A 514-nucleotide genomic window follows, 5' to 3' on the forward strand; every position below is an offset into this window, starting at 1 on the left:
GGCCGACCACGGCCGGATCCGCATCGAGTCGGTCGCCGGCGACGCCGTGCTCAAGGCCTCGCACGGGAGCATCGGCGTCGGCGAGACGCTCGGCGGCGTCGAGGCGAACCTCTCCTACGGCGATCTCGACATCGACCGCGCGGTCGGATCCGTCGCGGCGAAGACCGCCTACGGCGCCATCACCCTCGGCGAGGTCTCCGGCGGCGTCATCGACCTCGAGAGCAGCTACGGCAAGCTCACCGTCGGTGTGGCGGAAGGGGTTCCGGCCTGGCTCGACCTGTCCTCCAAGGAGGGCCGCGTCCGCAACCACCTCGACGAGCGGCTCCCCGAGGCCGCCACCGGCGACCACGTCGCGGAGCCGATCGGCGACCACGTCACCGTCCGCGCCCGGGCCAAGTTCGGCGACATCGAGATCCGGCGCGCCCGCTGAGCGCGCACCAGACGACCGAGGAGACACCATGACCATCACCACCACCGCGGCGATCGAGGTCCGCGGTATCGAGAAGTCCTTTCG

At 71.4% G+C, this 514-nt stretch carries 1 protein-coding gene; it reads left to right on the top strand.

Going from position 1 to position 514, the window contains the following annotated elements:
* The coding region (locus FK268_RS24595; RefSeq protein WP_497997391.1) for a DUF4097 family beta strand repeat-containing protein at positions 1-430 on the top strand (430 nt) is incomplete at its 5' end.
* Positions 431-514: the final 84 nt, after the last annotated feature.

The organism is Tsukamurella sputi, assembly GCF_007858445.1.
Classification (GTDB): Bacteria; Actinomycetota; Actinomycetes; order Mycobacteriales; family Mycobacteriaceae; genus Tsukamurella; species Tsukamurella sputi.